This window comes from Pseudomonas sp. LAIL14HWK12:I10 (genome assembly GCF_900184205.1).
Classification (GTDB): domain Bacteria; phylum Pseudomonadota; class Gammaproteobacteria; order Pseudomonadales; family Pseudomonadaceae; genus Aquipseudomonas; species Aquipseudomonas kermanshahensis.
On record NZ_FXWU01000015.1, the window covers coordinates 1 to 19,001 of the forward strand.

Here is a 19,001-nt window from a genome sequence, read left to right on the forward strand (position 1 = left end):
AGCTCAGCTTTTGCAACGTCCGCACCCACGATCAATCTACCTGCCTGCATTGCCATGGGCCGTACTCCACGTTAAGGTTTTTAGGCTTGAAGGGGTTTCACCAAGAGGCGCTGGCTTGCTTCTATCGTCGCTTGCAAACGATGCATTCTTTATCGGCGCTTTGGTGGAAGGGGTGGGGCGATGTCTCCCACGGTCTGTACTGCTGCGAACAGTCAGAATCGGGCATTTAGTCCCACCACCCCTTCAAGTCTAACCATACAAGCGGGTTTACCCGCGAACACGGGCGAAGCCCGTGCCATCCTCCGCGTTGCCTGCTTCGCGGGTAAACCCGCTCCCACAATAAATGTTGGTGAGTCCAACGGCAGCCATGGGTCGAAAGCGGCCACTCCTGCCAGCCGGATCGACTCAAAGCGCTGCTACGCGCAGGGCTAATCACCGCCGTTCCGTGTACCCCAACAAACTACTCAACCCGGGCGCCTAGGGCGACTGGGGCCTGGATAATCCGCTCTAACCAACTCCACTCCATATATCGATCACCACGCCCCCTCAGATGGGTGTAACGCCGCAGCGAGTTCCAGTCACGATGACCGGAAACACTCGACACCCTCGGGATATCCCAATCCATTTCGAACAACCGGCTCACACCTTCATGGCGCAGATCGTGAAAATGCAGGTCCTCCACGCCAACCATCTTGCACGCTCTGGACCAGGCCGTGCCGATTGAGTCGGTGTTGTAAGGGAAGATCTCAGCGCACTGACGCGGCATGCTTTGCACAATCGCCCACGCCTCATCCGGCAGATGGCACCACACATCGTTACCGATCTTCTGTCCGGGGTTCTTCATGTCCCGCACTTTCACCGCCTGGCGGTGCTCATCCAGATCCTCCCACATGATGCGAGCGATCTCGTCCATACGGCGCGTGGAAAAGATGGCAAACGCAACCACCTTCGGCATGTGAATGACTGTCGGACGCCGTGCAAGCATCTCGAAGAAATGCTCAAGCACCTTGTCGAGTTCTTCAAGCGTTGGCCGGCGATCCCGCTCCCGGCTCTTCATGTTGTAGCCGAGGCGTTTCAGGACAAGGCGTGCGTCGGGCATAGCTTGGGGGTTGATCTCGTACTCCCACGCCGCTCTGGCAAGCGACAACACTGAACCCAGGTGAGCCAGATCATTGCCGGCTGTCTGCGGTTTGATGCCACCGCCTGCGGGGCTCATACGCCATAGGGCATAGTCCACCAGCACCTGCTGGCTGATGTCGGAGTCGACCATCTCACCCAGGTAGCTGTTCTTGATGGCGTTTAAAGTGCGTCGCTTGGTCTCGCCCAGAGGCCGAGCTTTCTCTGCCTCTACAAGGTAACGGTCGATCATCTGTTTGACCGTGTGCCCTACCCGGTTGGCGCGTTCGATAGCACCAGGCTCAGACAACTCAGTTTCCCGTCGCTTCGCCCAGGCCACTGCAGCCTGTTTGCGGGCGAACGTTTGGCTCTCTTGGTAGACTGTCACCTTGTCGCGATTAATGCGGATCTGGACGAGGTAGCTAGTGCTGCCATCGGCCTTTTTACGCGTTCTGATCGTTGCCATCTGAGATTGGTACACGTCGTCTGTCGATTGGTACATTGTACCAAGCGCTTGGTAAAAACGCCCCAAAACCCCGAAAATTGGTACAAAACACGTTGAACGAAATGACCGCAAAATCAGGCTACAACCCAGAAAATACGCGCCCTGAGCCGTCACGCCGCTTCAGCGTTGCACCCATGATGGACTGGACAGACCGCCACTGCCGCTTCTTCCTGCGCCTGCTCTCCACGCACACCCTGCTCTACACCGAAATGGTCACCACCGGCGCCCTACTCCACAACGACGCCCACCGTTTCCTGCGCCACGACGTGTCCGAGCATCCGCTGGCCCTGCAACTGGGCGGCAGCGTGCCGGCCGACCTGGCGGCCTGCGCGCGCCTGGCCGAGGAGGCGGGCTACGACGAGGTGAACCTTAACGTCGGCTGCCCGAGCGACCGGGTGCAGAACAACATGATCGGTGCGTGCCTGATGGCCCACCCGGCGTTGGTGGCTGATTGCGTCAAGGCAATGCGCGATGCGGTGTCGACGCCGGTGACGGTGAAGCACCGTATCGGCATCAATGGCCGTGACAGCTATGCCGAGCTGTGCGATTTCGTCGGCCAGGTGCGTGAGGCTGGGTGCCGGAGTTTTACCGTGCATGCGCGGATTGCGATTCTTGAAGGGCTGTCGCCCAAGGAGAACCGTGAGGTGCCACCTTTGCGCTACGACGTGGCGGCGCAGCTGAAAGCGGACTTCCCGGACCTTGAGATCGTGCTTAACGGCGGGATCAAGACGCTGGCGGAATGCCAGGCGCACCTTGAAACGTTCGATGGGGTGATGCTCGGGCGTGAGGCGTATCACAACCCTTACCTGCTGGCCGAGGTGGACCAGCAGTTGTTTGGCAGCGAGGCGCCGGTGGTCAGCCGCAGTGAGGCGCTGGCGTTGTTGCGGCCTTATATCGTGGCGCACATCGAAAGCGGTGGGGCCATGCATCACGTCACCCGGCATATTCTGGGGCTGGCCCAGGGCTTCAAGGGGGCGCGGCGATACCGGCAGCTGTTGTCGGCGGATATTCACAAGGCGCCAGAGCCGTTGGTGGTGTTTGATCAGGCAGCGGAGTTGATGCAGGGTCATTGATGAATGAACCAGGGATGGATTGGCAATGAAGAAAAGGCGCACGCGTTCGCAGGGCAGCTTGGGCGTGGCAGTGGCGATCTTTGCCCCGGTGGGCATCATTCTGGCGGTCGCCTCGCAATACCCGACGATGATCGAGCGCAGGGTTGAGGCGAGAAAGGCGCAGGCGCGTGCGGCACAGCCGGCGCCTCGCCCTGCGGGGACCACGCTGGAAATCATCATGCCCGACGGCAAACGGCTCCAGGAAGGGCAATCGGGCACGTTGGGCGAAGCCCTGAAAAGCAGGTAGTCGGCACCCTTGGGAACCTCGGGGCTGTGGGTGAATCGAATCATCACCTTGCGTAGAACTTCAGGGGCTTGCCTGCCGTTTTGGGCTGAGACCTTGGGGCTGTTGCGCAACCCCATTCGCGACGCAACGCCGCGCCCACACGCGGTTTGCCCGAGCGGCTTCGACGGGCCTTGAGCGGCCGCCGGGGCTCGGGTAATGTCGAGTCATTGCACAGGACAGAGCACGCCCATGACCTCCAAGCTGGAACAACTCAAGCAGTTCACCACCGTGGTCGCCGACACCGGGGACCTGGACGCCATCACCCGCCTGAAACCGGTCGATGCCACCACCAACCCGTCGCTGCTGCTCAAAGCCGCCGCCATCCCCGGCTATGCCGACCTGCTCAAGCAGGTAAAAGGTGATGCCAAGGGCGATGTGGACCTGGCCTGCGACAAGTTCGCGGTCGCGGTCGGTTCTGGGATCCTCAAAGTCATCCCTGGCCGTATCTCCACCGAAGTGGATGCGCGCTTGTCGTTCGATGAGCCGGCCCTGCTGGCCAAGGCCCGCCAGTTGATCGCGCTGTACGACGCCGCCGGGGTCAGTAAAGACCGCGTGCTGATCAAGCTGGCCTCGACCTGGGAAGGCATCCGCGCCGCCGAGAAGCTGGAGAAGGAAGGCATCCAGACCAACCTGACCCTGCTGTTCTCCTTCGCCCAGGCCCAAGCCTGCGCCGATGCCGGGGTGTTTCTGATCTCGCCGTTCGTGGGCCGTATCTACGACTGGTACAAGAAGAGCACCGGCAAGGAATACGTCGGCGCCGAGGACCCGGGTGTGCAGTCGGTCACGCGCATCTACGACTACTACAAGACCAATGGCTACGACACCGTGGTCATGGGTGCCAGCTTCCGCAACATCGGCCAAATCGAGCAACTGGCGGGCTGCGACCGCCTGACCATCAGCCCCGAACTGCTGCAGCAGTTGAGCGATGACCAGGGCGACCTGCCGCGCGTGCTCAAGCCGGGCAACACGGGCGAGGCCAAGCAGGTATTGAGCGAGAGCCAGTTCCGCTGGGCGATGAACGAAGATGCCATGGGCACCGAGAAGCTGGCCGAGGGTATTCGCCAGTTCGCGCGGGATCAGGAGAAGCTGGAGAAGTTGATGGCTGAAAAGGCCTGATACATTTTGGGTTTGCCTGACGGGCGGGAAATGTTCAGCATTTTCCGCCCGTTTTTGGTTTGGCGCTAAGCTGCGCCAGGCTTCCGAGGTATTTTGAATTCGATGGCCTATTCGCGGGCAAGCCCGCTCCCACCGGTACCGTGCTGCGTGAATGGGCTGTCTAGCCACCAGAGCTGTTGATGACCTCTTCCCTACCCCTTGTTCTCGCCGGCCCGGTACTGCGCCGCCTGGAGCCACAGCGCCTGGCCATTTGGCTGGTCGCAACGCAACCCTTGCAACCTGAATTTGCCCTTGATGGCGTAGAGCACTCGGCCAAGGTCACTTGCCAGGTGATCCCGATAGGCCAGCACGCGTTCATTCATTTGCTGGATATCCACGTTGCCCAGCCGCTCCCCTGCAACCAGACGCTGGGCTACGACCTGCGCATCAATGGCCAGGGCATCGCAGACTGGGCACCCCACATGCTCTACCCCGGCGAAACGCGCCCACACTTCGTGTTGCGTGATCGCCTGGACCATTTGCTGCACGGTTCTTGCCGCAAGCCGCACCACCCCGCCGCCGACGGCCTGCTCTGCGCCGACCGTTTGCTGCAACAGTGCCAACACCCCGAACAACGCCCCGCGGTGCTGCTGATGACCGGCGACCAGGTGTATGCCGATGATGTCGCCGGGCCCATGCTGCGCGCGATCCACGTGCTGATCGAACGCCTGGGGCTGTTCGACGAACAGCTGGACGGTGCAGTCGTCGCCGACAGCGCGGCGCTCTATCGCCACCCGGCCAGTTACTATCACCGCGCCGACCTGCTGCCCGCGCAGGAACGTAACGACAGCCTGCGCGAGCGCTTTTTCGGGGGTAAACGCAAGCCGATCTTCTCGTCCAGCAACGCCGACAACCACTTGGTAACCTTCGCCGAGGTCATGGCCATGTACCTGCTGGTGTGGTCACCCGAACCCTGGCGGCTGGTCAACCTGGACATGCCCGCAGGGCTCACCGATGAACGCCAGGCGCGTTATCGGCAGGAGGTGCCACTGATCGAGGCCTTCGCCGACAACCTCGGCCAGGTGGCGCGGGTGATGGCACACCTGCCGTGCCTGATGATCTTCGACGACCACGACATCACCGACGACTGGAACCTCTCGGCGCAGTGGGAAGAAACCGCCTATGGCCACCCGTTCTCGCGGCGGATCATCGGCAATGCGCTGCTGGGCTACCTGCTGTGCCAGGCCTGGGGCAACGACCCGGATGGCTGCGGGCCGCTGGTCGAACGCTGCCAGGCGCTGACCGGTGCGCCACTGGCCAGCCAGGCACAGGATGAACTGATCGGCGAGCTGTTGCGCTTCCAAGGCTGGCAGTTCAGCCTGCCCAGCAACCCACCCTTGCTGGTACTCGACACCCGCACCCGGCGTTGGCGCAGCGAAACCAGCCTGGCCAAGCCTTCGGGCCTGCTCGACTGGGAGGCGCTGAGCGAGCTGCAGCAGGCGCTGCTCGATCATCCTTCAGCGATTATCGTGTCGCCGGCACCGATCTTCGGGGTAAAGCTGATAGAAACCGTGCAAAAGGTATTCAGCTGGATGGGCTACCCGTTGCTGGTGGATGCCGAGAACTGGATGGCCCACCGGGGCGCGGCACAGGTGATTCTGAATATCTTCCGCCACTCGCGCACGCCCGGGCATTACGTGGTGCTCTCAGGGGATGTGCACTATTCGTTCGTCTATGAAGTGCTGATTCGACACCGCCAACGCAGCCCGCACTTGTGGCAGATCACCAGCAGCGGGATCAAGAACGAATTCCCCAGGCGTTTGCTGGATGTGCTCGACCGGCTTAACCGCTGGCTGTATTCACCGCGCTCGCCGCTGAACTGGTTTACCAAGCGGCGGGAGATGGAAGTGGTGCCGCGTACGCCCAGCGGTAGCAAGGCGGGTGAGCGGTTGTGGAATGGTGCGGGGTTGGGGCAGGTGTTTTTTGATGAGCAGGGGCGGCCGGCACGGGTGTTTCAGTTGGATGCCGGTGGGCGGGATGTGACGGAGTTTGTTGGGCCGGAATGAATGAAGGTTGCCTGTGCCGGCCTCTTCGCGGGTAAACCCGCTCCCACAGGGTTACCGAAGTTCCTGATGCAACGCTAACCCTGTGGGAGCGGGTTTACCCGCGAAGAGGCCGGTACAGGTTTAAAGCGTACTCAAGACCGCTCCAGCGCATTCACCAGGTCATGAAACGCTTCGCGGTTGGAGTCATTGAGCCCCATGAGGATCTTGTGGGCCTCCAGCACCTTGGAGCGCACCACTTCTTCGTTCTGGTCCTGCGACGGCAAGTCGGTCAGGCACTCTGGGCACGGTATTGGGCGATCGACGATGTTGAACACCTGATCGAAGCCCATGGACTGCAACAACCGGGAAATGTCCGGGTTGGTGGTGACCACCGTCGGCAGCAGCCCCACTTTCTGGCGCGACAGGATCGACAACTTGGCCAGCAGGCCCAAGGTGGTGCTGTCGATGCTCTCGGTTTCAGTCAAATCGATGACGATGGCCGAGAAGTTCAGCGCGGTGAAAATCTTCTCGATCGTCGCATCCAGCGCCGAACACAGGGTCAGGCGCACTTCACCGACGAACTTCAGTACAAAGGTACCGCTTTGCTCGGCGAACTGAATTCTACCGGTACTCATTGAAGGTTCCTGCTCAACACCAATAGGGCGATATCATCCGGCATCTCCCCAAGCGTAGCCAATCCAAATCGTTGCCGCAGCCCATCCAGGCTGCCACCCGCTGCCTTGACGATTTCTGGCAAGGCGGCTTCTTTATCTTTGAGCGTGTCACCTGGCAAAAGGTCCAGAATGCCATCGGACATCAAGCTGAGGCTGAACACTGGCGGCAGCTCCACCACCAGGTCCTGGTAACTGGCCTCGTCGAACAACCCCACCGGCAGGCCGCGGCCTTCCAGGTAGCGGGTATTGCCCGGGGTGTACAGCACCGGCAGCGGCAGGTGGCCGCCCACGGCATAGGTCAACAGCCCGGTGTCTTCATCGATCACGCCGCCCACCATGGTCACATGCTTGCCCAACTTGCAGTTGATCAGCCCGCGGTTGATGTGGCTGAGCACTTGCGAGGGCTTGAACTCACGCATCTTGCTCCCGCGCTTGAATTCGAACAACAGGCGCGTGGTCATGAACTTCAGCAACACCGTGACGAACGCCGACGAGGCGCCGTGCCCGGAGACATCGGCGAGGTAGAAGGCAATGCGCCGATCATCCACGCGGAAGTAGTCGGCAAAATCACCCGACAGGTACAGCGACGGGATGATCTGGTGCTCGAAGGCAAACTCGCCGGCCACCCAGGGGCTTTCCGGGAGCATGTTCATCTGCACCTGCCGGCCGGCGGTCTGGTCTTCCTGCAACAGGTGCAGGCTGGCCTCCAGCTCGCGGTTGGCGGCTTCGAGCTTGTCGCGGTAGCGCTGGTTTTCCAGCACCAGTCGCGAACGGTCAAGGGCTCGGCGCACCGAGTGCTCGAGCACGGCAAGGTCTTCCAGCGGCTTGATCAGGTAGTCGGCGGCGCCCAGGCGCAAGGCCTCGACCGCATCGCTCATCACGCCGGCACCCGACACCACGATCACCGGCAGCTGCGGCGCGCGCTCGCTGATCTGGCGGATCAGTTCGAGCCCGCCCATCTGCGGCATGCGCAGATCGCAGATCACAAGGTCGGGCTGGTGTTCTTCGAAGACCTGAAGCCCCTGCTGGCCATTACCGGCCTGGAGGACGCTGAAACCACTGTCTTCAAGATAGGCGGCGAGGCTCGCACGGACCACGTCGTCGTCATCGATGATCAGCAGCGTTGCACTGGTTTTCTGCATGTGGGCGAACGGCGCCGATTTAGGTTGGTGCAGCGGTGTCGGCAAGGCTGACGGCCAGCTACGGGAATACTCTGTGGTAACACTCTACTTGAGTTGTAGGACAAGAAGACCCGCCCGGCAACTGTCAGAGGTACCCTGTAAGGCGCAGACGGTACTCCCATCCGCCAGGCGTTTCAAGCGTGCAAGGGTCGACCTCGCTGCTCTTTACAGGGCAAATCACCGAGAGTTATAAGAAAGCCGACCCGCGCAACCTAAAGGGAAGGATGCAGCATGCCCCAGACACCCTCTAACCACAGCGAAAAACGCGATTTCATCCGCATGCGCATCGACACCGACATCAGCCTGTTGCACCAAGGCCAGGTGATTGCAGCGGTGTGCCTGGACCTGTCCAGCGGGGGCATGCAAGTGCAGGCGCCGCAGCGTTTTCAGGTAGGGGATACGCTTGAGGTGAGGATCGATTCCGATCACAAGGCGCTGAAAGGCCTGCATGCCAGCACCGAGGTGGTGTGGATCGCCGACCAGCCCGACGGGCAGCAGAAAATCGGCCTGCGCATCCTGGCGATGCACTGACGCTGGGGCTGCTTGGCAGCCCCGTGGCTTAAATCAGAAACAATCAGAAATCATCTTCGACTTCGCCGTCCTTTACCTTGAACTCGCGGTTCTGCAGGTAGGCGTTGCGAATGAAGATGTACTTGTCACCCTGCATCAGCTTCTCAGCCGACAACAAGCTGGCACGGGTATCGACGACGTCAACCGCGAGGCTCGTGTTACGCGTCGGTACGTGGTTGATGTAGCGGTAGGGCTCGGTGTAGCTATCCGGGTACTTGGCCAGGCCGTCACGCACGGTGCTTGGGCCCAGCAACGGGATAACCACGTAAGGGCCGCTGCCCACGCCCCAGTAACCCAAGGTCTGGCCGAAATCTTCGTCGTTGCGCTGCAGGCCCATCTTGGTGCCGACGTCGAAGAAGCCACCAAGCCCGAAGGTGGTGTTGACGATCAGCCGCGCCGTGTCCACGCCCGCCGCATGCGGCTTGAGCTGCAGAATATTGTTGGCCAGGTTGGTGACATCGCCCAGGTTGCGGAAGATGTTATGGATGCCATCTTCGAGGAACTGCGGCGTCACTGCCTGGTAGCCCTTGGCCAATGGCTTGAGGGCATAGGTGTCGACCGTATCGTTGAACCTGAAGATCGGGCGGTTGACCGCCTCCCAAGGGTCTTCCTCGGTGGCCGCTTGGGTGGCCGCCACGGGCGCCAGCAACAAGCTGGCGCAGACACAGGCCTGGGTGACTCGTTCGATCACACCGGCACCGATCCTACGCATAGATGTCTCTCCATCGAATTTCTTGGCCGCAGCCGCACCGGGCGTGCTGCTGATAAGGCGCAAGTATAAGGGCTTGCGGGCTGATCACCAGCATTACACATTTTTGCTCAAGATTTTGTGAACGTATGTTGCCTCGTCATCGGCTGGTAACAATAGCGGCCTAGCCTGCGGACTATTTCAGGGAAGTTGCCATGCACGATGCGTCCACCTTCACTGCTGTGCTGTTTGGCCTGCGTGGCTGCCTGGTCCAGGGTGCGAACGGCAACCCCCTGCCCGCGCCCGGCGCCCTGGCAACGCTCACCAGCCTGCGCCAGCGCCAGGTGCCCTGCATCTGGCTGGACGACCTGACTGCCACACAAGGCAAACGCCTGGCCAACGTGCTGCCCGACTGGCTGCCGGGGCACGCGGTCAATGGCGTGCGCTGGCCCGCGCCAAACGCCTGTTGGCAGGCGCTGATGGCCCTGGACAGCGCGCGCCTGGATGGCTGCGTACTGGTCAGCGGTGACCCTGCGCTGCTGCAATCGGGCCTGAACGCCGGCTTGTGGACCGTGGGCCTGGCGGCCTGCAGCCCGCACTGCGACCTCAGCTCCCGGCATTGGCAAGCCATGAGCCAACAGGAACAAGACCTGGCCCGTGGCAAGGCCACCCTCGCGCTGTTCAGCCTTGGCGTGCACTCGGTGATCGATCACCTCGAGGCCCTGGACACCTGCCTGCAGGACATCGCCCAGCGTCGGCGCAAAGGCGAAAAACCCTGATACAGCACCTTTGACGCGGATCATGCAAAGCGGCTGCGAGTGGATTACATTGAAAGCAGGCCAGAACCTTTGCCGCTTCGCTGAGGTCCATGGCTTGCCAAGCCATTGATGGAGAAAAGCCAATGCCTGCCCGCGAATTGCAAGAGCGACTGAACAGCTTGCGCGAGCAACTGGACCGTAACGTGCCGCTTTCGGAAGAGGAGCTGGCTGAAATGCACGAAGAAGCGCGCCAGATCGAAGCGCAACTGAAGCTTGAGGAAGCCACGCCTGACAACAACCTGGTGGACGGGGTCCATCTGGCGATCGATCGTTTTGAGCTCGACCACCCAGATTTAGCCGCTACCCTGCGCAATATTTTCAACTCATTGCACAGCATGGGTATCTGAATAGCTGGGGGCGCTTCGCACCCCTTTCGCGACACAAGGCCGCTCCTACAGGATCGCGCTATCCCTGTAGGAGCGGCCTTGTGTCGCGAAAGGGGTGCGAAGCGCCCCCAACGGCGGTGATGCTACTGCCGAACCAACCGCCCATTCACCGGACTGATCGCCCCCATGCTGCGGTACGGGTTGATATCCAGCCCACCCCGGCGCACATACCGTGCATACACCGTCAAATGCTCCGGTTGCAGCAGGTTCTTCAAGTCCAGGTAAATCCGCTCCACGCACTGCTCATGGAAGTCGGCATGCTGCCGGAAGCTGATCAGGTAAGTCAGCAGGCTGGCAGGGTCCAGCGCCCTGCCCTTGTACTCGACCACCACGCTGCCCCAATCCGGCTGGCCGGTGACGGGGCAGTTGGACTTGAGCAAATGGCTGTGCAGGGTCTCTTCAACCACACGCTGCGCATCGCAACGCAGCAACTCCGGCTGCGGCTGCTCATAGTTGCTGATGGCCACATCCAACGCGTCGATGCACTGCCCCGGCAATGCCACAACGCCCTGAGCCTCCACCTCGGCCAACGTGCGAACCTTGACGCCGACCGGCTTGCCAGCCGCCGCAGACAAGTCCTTCTCCAGGCAGGCCTGCAGCTCGCCAATCGAGGCAAAAACCGTTTGGTTCAGCGAGTTCAGGTACAACTTGAACGACTTGGACTCGATGATATTCGGCGAGTCTGCAGGAATGGCGAATTCGCCGATCGCCACCACCGGCTTGCCCGACGGCAGCAGCCACGACAGCTCGAAGCAGTTCCAATAATCCACGCCCCGCCACGGCAGGGTCTGGGCAGTAACGCCCAACTCGGCCCACTTGGCGGTACGCGGGATCGGGAACAGCAGCTCAGGGGAGTAGGTAGCGATGTATTCGCTGGACTTGCCCAGCGGGGAGTGTTCGGCGGCGGGATGCATGGAAACTGACCTGAAGGTTCGAAATGCCCCTAGTCTACCGTTTTTGCGCCCCGCCTTGGGCCTGATGTCACTCGATGGTCAATGGCCCGACCATCCCCGCCTGGTAATGCCCAGGTACGTTGCAGGCAAACTCGATGGGTGCCGACTTGCGGAACGTCCAAGTCAGTTCGGCACGCTGGCCAGGCGGTACCAGCACGGTGTTGCCCCCGCCGTGGCCGTGGCCTTCGCCGTGGTTCATCTGGCCGTGGTCCATGCCTTCATGGTTCATGCCTGCGGTGAACAGCTTGCCTTGCATCGCAATCATTTCTTTCTGGTGCTCGGCATGCATGGCCTTGTCGCCCAGGTTGAATTCGTGGGGCAGCTTGCCCTCATTGATCAGCACGAAGCGCACTGTCTCGCCCGCCTTGACCTCCAGGCTTTTCGGTTCGAAGGCAATGTCCTTGAGCACCACCTCGACCGTACGGGTGGCCTTGCCAGCCGGGGCAGGCTCGCCAAAGGCGAAACTGTCGGCACTGCCCGCAAACGTGGGCAGGCTTGCCATGGCAAGGGCGGCGGCGATGAACAGGCGTTTCATGATGACTCCAAAATACACAACGTGATGAGAGCACCTTAATCAGGCGGGGCTGGCGGCTACCTGACGGGAAGATTACAACTTTGTCAGTTTGGGCGAGCGCCGACATCGTCACGTATCATTTCCGGTAACCGCCGCGCCCCCTCCAGAACTGTGGACACTGCATGAAACTGTTGATCGTTGAAGACCAGGCCCGCACCGGCCAGTACCTGAGCCAGGGCCTGAGCGAGGCGGGCTTCGCCACCGAACTGGCAGCCGATGGCGAAACAGGCCAACACCTGGCACTGACCGGCGACCATGACTTGCTGATCCTCGACGTGATGCTGCCAGGCCGCAACGGCTGGCAGATTTTGCACGCAGTGCGCCAGGCCGGCCTGGACACCCCCGTGCTGTTCCTGACCGCCCGCGATGCGGTAGAAGACCGTGTGCACGGCCTGGAGCTGGGCGCCGACGATTACCTGGTCAAGCCGTTTGCCTTTTCCGAACTGCTGGCCCGTGTACGCAGCCTGCTGCGCCGTGGCGCCAGCCCGAGCCAGGACACCACCTTGAGCCTGGCCGACCTGCGCCTGGACCTGATCCGCCGCCGCGCCGAGCGCGCCGGCCAGCGCATCGACCTGACCGCCAAAGAGTTCGCCCTGCTCGAATTACTGCTGCGGCGCCAGGGCGAGGTACTGCCCAAATCGCTGATTGCCTCGCAGGTCTGGGACATGAATTTCGACAGTGACACCAACGTCATCGAAGTGGCCATCCGCCGCCTGCGCCTGAAAATCGACGACCCACACGCCAGCAAGCTGATCCACACCGTGCGGGGCATGGGCTATGTGCTGGAGGAGCGTCAGGATTGATGCGCCGACTTTCCCTCGGCAGCCGCCTGGCGCTGCTGTTCGCGGCCTGCACCGCTGCCGTTTCGCTGGGGGCTGGCGTGCTGTTCAGCCGTGCCAGCGAGCAGCACTTCATCGAACTCGACCAACAGTTGCTGGAATCTCGCCTGTCGCTGTTTCGCACGCAGCTGGCCGGCGTCGTCGGGCCCGCCGAACTGGGCGCCCGCCTCCCCGCCCTGCGCGATGAGCTCAGCCACCAGGCCGACTTGGCCCTGCGCATCAGCGGCCATGACGGTACGCCGTGGTTCGACAGCCGCACGCAATTGCCCGACACCACGCCGCCCTCTGGGCTTGCCACTCTGCACACCGACGGCGCCGACTACCGCAGCCTGGCCATGCCCCTGAACCCGGCCGACCCGCAGTCTGCGCAGCTGACCCTGTACCTCGACATCACCCACCATCAGCACTTCCTGCAGGGCATGCAGCGCCTGATCTGGCTAACGGTCGGCCTCTCGGCCCTGGCCACCGCCCTGCTCGGTGCCTGGGCCGTACGCCGGGGGCTGAGGCCGCTGCGACAGATGGGCCAGGTTGCGGCCAGCGTGTCGGCCCGCTCGCTGACCACCCGGCTGCCAGTGGCGCAGATGCCGGAAGAGCTGGCCGAACTGGCCACCACCGTGAACGCCATGCTGCAGCGCCTGGACGATGCCTTCCAGCGCCTGTCGGCATTCTCGGCCGACATCGCCCACGAACTGCGCACACCACTGTCCAACCTGCTGACCCACACCCAGGTCACCCTCACCCGCCCGCGCAGCCTTGAGGAATACCGCGAGGCCTTGCATGGCAACCTGGAGGAGCTGCAGTGGATGGCGCAGATGATCAACGACATGCTGTACCTGGCCAAGGCCGACCATGGCCTGCTGGTGCCTGGCCAAGCCACGCTGGCACTGCATGAAGATGTCGATGCATTGCTGGAATACTACGCGCCGCTGGCCGAGGACCGCGACGTGACGCTGCTGCGCGAAGGCCAGCTGCTGTTGCAGGGCGACCGCCCCATGCTGCGCCGCGCATTGTCGAACCTGCTCGACAATGCCTTGCGCTTCACCCCACCCGGTGGGCAGGTACGCGTGACGCTGGAGCCTGGGTTACGGGTTTGCGTGGCCAATACCGGGGCGGCAATCGCACCGGCTGCATTGCCCCGCTTGTTTGACCGGTTCTACCGGGTGGACCCGGCGCGGCGCGAAGGCAGCACGGAGCACGCCGGGTTAGGGCTGGCGATCACCCGGTCGATCGTGCAGGCACATGGTGGGCGTATTCGGGCAGAGTGCGAGGGTGGCTGGACGCGGTTTGTGATCGAGTTACCTGGCAATCAATAGAACCGCAGCTCCTGCATCGGCGTGTAGGAGCAGCCTTGTGCTGCGAAGAGGCCGGTGCAGGCAAAGCAGATTGCTGCAGCCTGCACCGGCCTCTTCGCAGCACAAGGCTGCTCCTACACTGAACGCGGATCAGCGCTTCAAACCGCCAGGCCAATCGCCGGCTGCACCTGCGATGCCCGATACGCCGGGTAAATGGTCGCCAAGAAGCTCATCACCAACCCCGCCGCACAGATGATCACCACATCGCCCCACTGCAGTTCCGACGGCAGGCTGCTGATGAAGTACACGTCCGAGGTGAAGATATGCTGGCCGCTGACCCGCTCCAGCCAGCCAACGATCTGGCTGACATTGAACGCGGCAATCACCCCCAGCACACCGCCGATCAAGGTCCCGACAATACCGATCAAGCTGCCCTGGACCATGAACGTACCCATGATCTGCGCAGGCGTGGCACCCAGGGTGCGCAGGATGGCGATATCCGGCCCTTTGTCGTTCACCACCATCACCAGCGTGGCAATGATGTTGAACGCCGCCACTGCGATGATCATCATCAGCAGCAGGCCGATCATGGTCTTTTCCATCTTCATGGCGCTGAACAGGCTGCCCTGGGTGTGCGACCAGTCATCGGCACGGTAGGCATCGCCCAGGCCGGCCGCGATGGCCTTGGACACCTGCGGCGCCGCATACAGGTCATGCAGCTTGAGCCGCACGCCTTGTACCTGGCCCGGCGCCCAACGCTGCATTTCGCCCGCATCGGCGACGTGAATGTACGCCTGGGAGCCATCCAGCTCTGCACCGACTTTGAAGATACCGACCACGGTCAGGCGCTGCATGCGCGGGGTGATGCCACCCGGCGCCTTGCTGATTTCCGGCACGATCAGGGTCAGCTTGTCGCCCGTGTTCAAACGAAAACGCCGCGCGCTCAGTTCACCGAGCACCACGCCAAACTCACCTGGCTTAAGGTCCTGCAGGCGGCCCTGGACAATATGCTGGCCGACAATGGAAACCTTGCCTTCCTCTGCCGGGTCGATGCCGCTGACCTGGATCGGCTGCATCGCGCCCTTGTAAGAGAGCATGCCTTCCATTTCGGTGATTGGCGCCGCGGCCATCACCGCCGGGTCCTTCAGCGCGGCATCGGCGACGGTGCGCCAGTCATCCAGCGGCTGCACACCAAGGATGCTGGCATGGGGCACCAGGCCGAGGATGCGCGAGCTCATCTCGCGCTGGAAGCCGTTCATTACCGACAGCACCACGATCATCGCCAGCACGCCCAGCGACAGGCCGATCATCGAGGTCATCGAGATGAACGAGATGAAATGGTTGCGGCGCTTGGCACGGGTGTAGCGAGCACCAATGAACAAGGGCAAGGGTCTGAACATGTAAAACACCCAATGAAAGAGTTGCGGGGCGGCTCAGGCCACCCCGTGCAAGCGGCTCAGATCGCCACCAGGTGACCGTCGTCGAGTTTCAACACACGGTCCATCTGGCGCGCCAGGTTGAGGTCGTGGGTCACCACCAGGAACGCGGTACGCGAAGCGCTAGACAGCTCCTGCATCAGTTCCTGAATACCCTGGGCGGTATGGTGGTCGAGGTTGCCGGTCGGCTCGTCGAGCATCACCAGGCCCGGGCGGTTGACCAGGGCGCGGGCGATCGCCACACGCTGGCGCTCACCGCCGGACAACTCAGCAGGCTTGTGGTGCAGGCGGTGGCCAAGGCCGACGCGCTTGAGCAGGGCCTCGGCGCGCTCACGCGCCTCGGGGATGGCGGTGCGGCCGATCAACAGCGGCATGCACACGTTCTCCATGGCGGTGAACTCGGGCAGCAGGTGGTGAAACTGGTAAACGAAGCCCAGTGCCCGGTTGCGCAACAGGCCACGCGCGCGCTCACCCAGGGCCGACAGCTCCTCGCCCGCCAGCCAGACACTGCCCTGGGTAGGCGTGTCGAGGCCACCAAGCAAGTTGAGCAAGGTGCTCTTGCCAGAGCCCGAGCTGCCGACGATGGCCACGCGTTCACCCGGGTGCAGCTCCAGCTGCAAGCCAGACAGCACCTGCACCGACTCCGGGCCCTCGTCGTAGGACTTGCCCAGGTTGCGGCAACTCAGAACGGCTTTATCACTCATGCGCGACTCACTCATAACGTAGCGCCTCTGCAGGCTGGGTGCGGGCCGCACGCCAGGCCGGGTACAGGGTGGCGAAGAAACTCAGGACCAGTGCCGCGGCACAGACCATGTACACGTCATTGGCCATGATCTGCGACGGCAGGTAATCAATGAAATACACGTCGGCGTTGAGGAACTTGTGCCCGATCAGCTTCTCAATGCCGGCAATCGCCGCACTCACGTTGAGCGCGGCAAGAATGCCGACCCCGGCGCCGATCAAGGTACCGATCACCCCGATCACCGTACCCTGCACCATGAAGATGGCCATGATCTGCCCAGGCGTGGCGCCGAGGGTGCGCAGGATCGCGATGTCGCCGCGCTTGTCATTGACCACCATCACCAGGGTGGAAATGATGTTGAACGCCGCCACCGCCACGATCAGCAGCAACAGCAGGCCGATCATGGCCTTTTCCATGCGGATCGCCTGGTAAAGGTTGCCATGGGTGCGGGTCCAGTCACGGCTGTAGAACTCCTGCTCGCCCAGCTGTTGGGCGATAGACCAGGCCACGCGCGGCGCCTGGAACAGGTCGTCGAACTTCAGCCGCAGGCCTTGCACCTGGTTCGGTTTCCAGCGGTGCAGGCGGGACAGGTCGCTGATGTTGGTCAGGCCCAGGTAACCGTCGATTTCGCCGGCGCCCACGTGGAAGGTACCGACCACGGTAAAGCGCTTCATGCGCGGGAACATGCCGGCCGGGGTCACGCTGACCTCGGGGGCGACGAAGGTCAGCTTGTCGCCGATGGCCACACCCAGCTTGGCGGCGGCCTTGTCGCCGATCATGATGCCCCACTCGCCCGGTGCCAACTGGTCGAGACGGCCTTGCTGGACGAAGTTGTCGATGATCGACACCTCGCGCTCGCGGGCCGGGTCGATGCCATTGAGCAGCACCTTCTGCACCTTGCCTTCATGGGTCAGCAGGCCCTGCATCTGGGTGAAGGGCGCTACCGCCACCACCTGCGGATTCTGCTTTACTTGTTGGGCAAGCGCAGGCCAGTCGTCAAGCGGCTGGCCGCTCTCGAGCGTGGCATGGGGAATCATGCCGAGCACGCGGGTACGCATCTCGTGGTCGAAACCGTTCATGACCGAGAGCACCACGATCATGACCACCACGCCCAGGGCGAGGCCGATCATCGAGGTCAGGGAAATGAACGAGACGAAGTGATTGCGACGTTTGGCACGGGTATAACGCGTGCCGATGAATGCGAAAAGAGGTCTGAACATGTCGGGGCTTGTTCGGATGAAAGGGAACGTCCTTGTGGCGGGGCGCTTACGGCGGCTTTACACTCGGACCACCGCCGCTACCATGGGTTCGCCATGACGACATTAGACGAAGAAGATCGCCGCGAATACTACCGCATCGCAGATCGGATCGCACTTCAAATCAACCCCTTGAGCGCGGCTGAAGCCCTTGACCCAGAAGTGTTGCAGGATGATTCGCCGCTGTTCAACCTGCTCAGCGAGCTGCACCTGTCCGACTTCGAAGCCCAGCACCTGCTGCGCCAGCTGAGTGACAAGGACCGCACCCTGGCGGCGTTTTTGCGCGCGCAAAGCAAACGCCTCGACCTGCTCAGCGCCGTGGTCGCGCAAACCCTCATCGGTGAGGTCGGCCAGCCGCAGGCAGTGGTCATCTCCGAAGGCGGCATCGAGTTCACCCAGGCCCAGGCCATCGCCCCCGACACCCGCGTGAAGGTGAAGATGGTGCTGATGCCCCGCGCCCACGGCCTGCTGCTGCGCGGCAAGGTTACCCACTGCGACCCACGCCCAGGCGGCGGCTTTGAGGTCGGCACCGAATTCATCGACATGACCGACGCCCAGCGCCAACTGCTGGCCCGATACATCCTGCAGCGCCAGCAACAACAACGGCGCCAGCAGTTGGAGCAGAATGACCCTGCCTCCTGAGCCTCTTCCCCTTGAATTGAAGGAACGAACGTGACCCTGATCTACGGCCATCGCGGCGCCAAGGGCGAAGCGCCCGAGAATACCCTGAACAGCTTCCGCCAGTGCCTGTCCCACGGCGTCAATCGCTGTGAACTGGACCTGCACCTGTCGGCCGACAACGAACTGATGGTGATCCACGACTCGACGCTCAAGCGCACCACCGGCCGACGCGGCAAGGTGGTCGAGCACCCGGCAGCCGACCTGGTCACCTACGACGCACGCAAAGGCGGCCCGGGCCATGTGCAGCCCTGCCCTATCCCGAAACTGGAAGAACTCTTCGAAAAATGCGCCTTCGAGCATTGGCAACTGGAGGTCAAGAGTGCCTCGCGCACCCGCGCCGCCACCACGGTGCTGGCCATTCGTGAACTGGCCCAGCAGTACGGCCTGCTGGACAAGGTCACCATCACCTCGAGCTCACGCGACGTGCTGGGCGCCGCACAAGAGCTGGTACCCGACGTGTCTCGCGGGTTGGTGGCCGAATACGCCTGGCTCGACCCACTGAAGGTCGCGCAAAACTACGGCTGCGAGTTGCTGGCTTTGAACTGGACACTGTGCACCCCAGAGCGCCTGCTCAAAGCCCAGGGCCAGGGGTTGCATGTGTCGGTGTGGACAGTCAACGAACCGGCACTGATGCGCCGGCTCGCTGATTTTGGCGTGGACAGCCTGATTACAGACTTTCCCGGTTTGGCCAAGACCACCCTCGGGTAGGGCTGAAATCGGTATCCCCGACCGGCTCAGGCCACCGGTCGGAG

Annotated in this window: 20 protein-coding genes; 11 read left to right on the forward strand and 9 right to left on the reverse strand. The window is 62.3% G+C overall.

The genetic code is table 11. The annotated features are described in order from the left end of the window. Nucleotides 1-460: 460 nt before the first annotated feature. Nucleotides 461-1,582, reverse strand: coding sequence for a site-specific integrase (locus tag QOS90_RS24535; RefSeq protein ID WP_056806870.1), 1,122 nt, complete (start codon nucleotides 1,580-1,582; stop codon nucleotides 461-463). 101 nt (nucleotides 1,583-1,683) lie between these two features. Between QOS90_RS24535 and dusA the strand changes: the two genes are divergently transcribed. From dusA to QOS90_RS24555, 4 genes are all read left to right on the forward strand, one after another. Continuing rightward, nucleotides 1,684-2,694, forward strand: coding sequence for a tRNA dihydrouridine(20/20a) synthase DusA (gene dusA / locus QOS90_RS24540; RefSeq protein WP_085274225.1), 1,011 nt, complete (start codon nucleotides 1,684-1,686; stop codon nucleotides 2,692-2,694). Nucleotides 2,695-2,719: 25 nt separating this feature from the next. Continuing rightward, nucleotides 2,720-2,980, forward strand: a complete 261-nt coding sequence (locus tag QOS90_RS24545; protein WP_085274224.1) for a hypothetical protein — start codon at nucleotides 2,720-2,722, stop codon at nucleotides 2,978-2,980. 228 nt (nucleotides 2,981-3,208) lie between these two features. After that, nucleotides 3,209-4,135, forward strand: coding sequence for a transaldolase (tal, locus tag QOS90_RS24550; protein ID WP_085274223.1), 927 nt, complete (start codon nucleotides 3,209-3,211; stop codon nucleotides 4,133-4,135). Nucleotides 4,136-4,314: 179 nt separating this feature from the next. Then, on the forward strand, nucleotides 4,315-6,180 hold the full coding sequence (locus QOS90_RS24555) for an alkaline phosphatase D family protein (RefSeq protein ID WP_085274222.1): 1,866 nt from the start codon (nucleotides 4,315-4,317) through the stop codon (nucleotides 6,178-6,180). 131 nt (nucleotides 6,181-6,311) lie between these two features. Here the strand turns inward: QOS90_RS24555 and rssC are convergent, their stop codons facing one another. Continuing rightward, a complete protein-coding gene (rssC, locus tag QOS90_RS24560) occupies nucleotides 6,312-6,794 on the reverse strand; it encodes an anti-sigma factor antagonist RssC (protein ID WP_027596601.1) in 483 nt (160 codons plus the stop codon). Next, complete coding sequence (rssB, locus tag QOS90_RS24565; RefSeq protein ID WP_027596602.1) at nucleotides 6,791-7,975, reverse strand: two-component system response regulator RssB; 1,185 nt, start codon at nucleotides 7,973-7,975, stop codon at nucleotides 6,791-6,793. Before rssB ends, rssC begins: the two co-directional genes overlap by 4 nt. A gap of 270 nt (nucleotides 7,976-8,245) precedes the next feature. Here rssB and QOS90_RS24570 point away from each other — a divergent pair, with 270 nt between their 5' ends. Further along, on the forward strand, nucleotides 8,246-8,545 hold the full coding sequence (locus QOS90_RS24570) for a PilZ domain-containing protein (protein ID WP_085274221.1): 300 nt from the start codon (nucleotides 8,246-8,248) through the stop codon (nucleotides 8,543-8,545). A 43-nt stretch (nucleotides 8,546-8,588) separates the two neighbouring features. Here the strand turns inward: QOS90_RS24570 and QOS90_RS24575 are convergent, their stop codons facing one another. Continuing rightward, nucleotides 8,589-9,296: an MlaA family lipoprotein gene (locus tag QOS90_RS24575; RefSeq protein WP_085274220.1), complete on the reverse strand. Its 708-nt coding sequence runs from the start codon at nucleotides 9,294-9,296 to the stop codon at nucleotides 8,589-8,591. A gap of 191 nt (nucleotides 9,297-9,487) precedes the next feature. Between QOS90_RS24575 and pcrP the strand changes: the two genes are divergently transcribed. Further along, nucleotides 9,488-10,051: an HAD superfamily inactivated hydrolase PcrP gene (gene pcrP, locus QOS90_RS24580; protein WP_085274219.1), complete on the forward strand. Its 564-nt coding sequence runs from the start codon at nucleotides 9,488-9,490 to the stop codon at nucleotides 10,049-10,051. A gap of 122 nt (nucleotides 10,052-10,173) precedes the next feature. Continuing rightward, the gene (locus QOS90_RS24585; RefSeq protein WP_085274218.1) at nucleotides 10,174-10,437 is read left to right on the forward strand and encodes a DUF4404 family protein; all 264 of its coding nucleotides are present in this window, start codon (nucleotides 10,174-10,176) and stop codon (nucleotides 10,435-10,437) included. 122 nt (nucleotides 10,438-10,559) lie between these two features. Here QOS90_RS24585 and queF read toward each other — a convergent pair whose 3' ends face one another. Together queF and QOS90_RS24595 are read right to left on the reverse strand one after the other, a co-directional pair. Next, nucleotides 10,560-11,390, reverse strand: a complete 831-nt coding sequence (gene queF / locus QOS90_RS24590; protein ID WP_085274217.1) for an NADPH-dependent 7-cyano-7-deazaguanine reductase QueF — start codon at nucleotides 11,388-11,390, stop codon at nucleotides 10,560-10,562. A 67-nt stretch (nucleotides 11,391-11,457) separates the two neighbouring features. Continuing rightward, nucleotides 11,458-11,964, reverse strand: coding sequence for a cupredoxin domain-containing protein (locus QOS90_RS24595; RefSeq protein WP_085274216.1), 507 nt, complete (start codon nucleotides 11,962-11,964; stop codon nucleotides 11,458-11,460). Nucleotides 11,965-12,125: 161 nt separating this feature from the next. On the opposite strand from QOS90_RS24595, the gene cinR reads away from it, so the two are divergent. Then, on the forward strand, nucleotides 12,126-12,806 hold the full coding sequence (cinR, locus tag QOS90_RS24600) for a two-component system response regulator CinR (RefSeq protein ID WP_085274215.1): 681 nt from the start codon (nucleotides 12,126-12,128) through the stop codon (nucleotides 12,804-12,806). Next, nucleotides 12,803-14,155: a heavy metal sensor histidine kinase gene (locus QOS90_RS24605; protein WP_085274214.1), complete on the forward strand. Its 1,353-nt coding sequence runs from the start codon at nucleotides 12,803-12,805 to the stop codon at nucleotides 14,153-14,155. The genes cinR and QOS90_RS24605 overlap by 4 nt, the downstream gene beginning before the upstream one ends. A gap of 137 nt (nucleotides 14,156-14,292) precedes the next feature. On the opposite strand, the gene QOS90_RS24610 is transcribed toward QOS90_RS24605, so the two are convergent. The 3 genes from QOS90_RS24610 to QOS90_RS24620 are packed head-to-tail and all read right to left on the reverse strand — an operon-like array spanning nucleotide 14,293 to nucleotide 17,532. Beyond that, entirely contained in the window at nucleotides 14,293-15,534 is a 1,242-nt protein-coding gene (locus QOS90_RS24610; RefSeq protein ID WP_027596610.1) for a lipoprotein-releasing ABC transporter permease subunit, read from the reverse strand. Between the two features lie 56 nt (nucleotides 15,535-15,590). Further along, nucleotides 15,591-16,274 (reverse strand): lipoprotein-releasing ABC transporter ATP-binding protein LolD, encoded by a 684-nt coding sequence (gene lolD, locus QOS90_RS24615; protein ID WP_172960376.1) that lies wholly within the window; start codon nucleotides 16,272-16,274, stop codon nucleotides 15,591-15,593. Between the two features lie 7 nt (nucleotides 16,275-16,281). Beyond that, entirely contained in the window at nucleotides 16,282-17,532 is a 1,251-nt protein-coding gene (locus QOS90_RS24620) for a lipoprotein-releasing ABC transporter permease subunit (protein WP_027596612.1), read from the reverse strand. A 93-nt stretch (nucleotides 17,533-17,625) separates the two neighbouring features. Here QOS90_RS24620 and QOS90_RS24625 point away from each other — a divergent pair, with 93 nt between their 5' ends. Beyond that, on the forward strand, nucleotides 17,626-18,210 hold the full coding sequence (locus tag QOS90_RS24625; protein ID WP_027596613.1) for a PilZ domain-containing protein: 585 nt from the start codon (nucleotides 17,626-17,628) through the stop codon (nucleotides 18,208-18,210). Nucleotides 18,211-18,240: 30 nt separating this feature from the next. Beyond that, nucleotides 18,241-18,957: a glycerophosphodiester phosphodiesterase gene (locus QOS90_RS24630; protein ID WP_027596614.1), complete on the forward strand. Its 717-nt coding sequence runs from the start codon at nucleotides 18,241-18,243 to the stop codon at nucleotides 18,955-18,957. Nucleotides 18,958-19,001: the final 44 nt, after the last annotated feature.

Coding starts and splice junctions, on each gene's coding strand:
- QOS90_RS24535 (WP_056806870.1), bottom strand. CDS start 1,582: ATGGCAACGATCAGAACGCGTAAAAAGGCCGATGGCAGCACTAGCTAC.
- dusA (WP_085274225.1), top strand. CDS start 1,684: ATGACCGCAAAATCAGGCTACAACCCAGAAAATACGCGCCCTGAGCCG.
- QOS90_RS24545 (WP_085274224.1), top strand. CDS start 2,720: ATGAAGAAAAGGCGCACGCGTTCGCAGGGCAGCTTGGGCGTGGCAGTG.
- tal (WP_085274223.1), top strand. CDS start 3,209: ATGACCTCCAAGCTGGAACAACTCAAGCAGTTCACCACCGTGGTCGCC.
- QOS90_RS24555 (WP_085274222.1), top strand. CDS start 4,315: ATGACCTCTTCCCTACCCCTTGTTCTCGCCGGCCCGGTACTGCGCCGC.
- rssC (WP_027596601.1), bottom strand. CDS start 6,794: ATGAGTACCGGTAGAATTCAGTTCGCCGAGCAAAGCGGTACCTTTGTA.
- rssB (WP_027596602.1), bottom strand. CDS start 7,975: ATGCAGAAAACCAGTGCAACGCTGCTGATCATCGATGACGACGACGTG.
- QOS90_RS24570 (WP_085274221.1), top strand. CDS start 8,246: ATGCCCCAGACACCCTCTAACCACAGCGAAAAACGCGATTTCATCCGC.
- QOS90_RS24575 (WP_085274220.1), bottom strand. CDS start 9,296: ATGCGTAGGATCGGTGCCGGTGTGATCGAACGAGTCACCCAGGCCTGT.
- pcrP (WP_085274219.1), top strand. CDS start 9,488: ATGCACGATGCGTCCACCTTCACTGCTGTGCTGTTTGGCCTGCGTGGC.
- QOS90_RS24585 (WP_085274218.1), top strand. CDS start 10,174: ATGCCTGCCCGCGAATTGCAAGAGCGACTGAACAGCTTGCGCGAGCAA.
- queF (WP_085274217.1), bottom strand. CDS start 11,390: ATGCATCCCGCCGCCGAACACTCCCCGCTGGGCAAGTCCAGCGAATAC.
- QOS90_RS24595 (WP_085274216.1), bottom strand. CDS start 11,964: ATGAAACGCCTGTTCATCGCCGCCGCCCTTGCCATGGCAAGCCTGCCC.
- cinR (WP_085274215.1), top strand. CDS start 12,126: ATGAAACTGTTGATCGTTGAAGACCAGGCCCGCACCGGCCAGTACCTG.
- QOS90_RS24610 (WP_027596610.1), bottom strand. CDS start 15,534: ATGTTCAGACCCTTGCCCTTGTTCATTGGTGCTCGCTACACCCGTGCC.
- lolD (WP_172960376.1), bottom strand. CDS start 16,274: ATGAGTGATAAAGCCGTTCTGAGTTGCCGCAACCTGGGCAAGTCCTAC.
- QOS90_RS24620 (WP_027596612.1), bottom strand. CDS start 17,532: ATGTTCAGACCTCTTTTCGCATTCATCGGCACGCGTTATACCCGTGCC.
- QOS90_RS24625 (WP_027596613.1), top strand. CDS start 17,626: ATGACGACATTAGACGAAGAAGATCGCCGCGAATACTACCGCATCGCA.